Raw genomic sequence first — 580 nt, forward strand, 5'->3', positions numbered from 1 at the left:
GGGTTGGGGCGGGGGCACCCTCCTCCGCCCCTCCCCCCCCCGTTCCCCCTCTCCCCCCCCTTGGTCCCCTTTTTTTTTTTCTCCCCGCAGCGTTGTCGCCCCCCGGTGCCGGTGACCCGGCTTCGCCGGCCGCGGCCGACGAGGCCGGGGGCGCCGCGGCCGCCTCGGCCGCCTCGGCGGGGTCCGGCGGCGGCAAGAAGAAGCCCAAGGTGCAGGTGCCCGGGCTGAGCACGGTCCGGGTCGGCAGCCGCCGCTCGGCCGCCGAGCCGGCGGCGCCCGCGGGCGATGCGGCCGGCAGCGGCACCTGGTCGCGCAGCGCGACGCTGGGGCGGGCCACCCGCCTGGTGCGGCGGCGGCAGCTGGTGCTGGCGCTGCTGGTCGTGCTGCTGCTGGTGGCCGGCGGGATCTGGCTGGCGGTCGGCAGCGGTGGGTCGACCGGCTCCGCCGGCGCCAAGCCGGCGACCTCGACCGCGGCGGCGCCCCCGGCGCGCGGCTCGGTCAGCGCGGCCTCCGCCACCGACGCGTCCACCGGCCAGTCGCCCAGCGCCGCCCAGGCCTCCGCCGCCGACCCCGGCGCGAG

Annotated in this window: 1 pseudogene; it reads left to right on the forward strand. The window is 80.7% G+C overall.

Features of this window, described 5'->3' with window-relative positions:
• Positions 1 to 92: 92 nt before the first annotated feature.
• A pseudogene (locus ACQRUO_RS39645) lies at positions 93 to 580 on the forward strand (hypothetical protein); the annotation flags it as partial.

The organism is Kitasatospora sp. LaBMicrA B282 (assembly GCF_050325825.1).
GTDB lineage: Bacteria > Actinomycetota > Actinomycetes > Streptomycetales > Streptomycetaceae > Kitasatospora.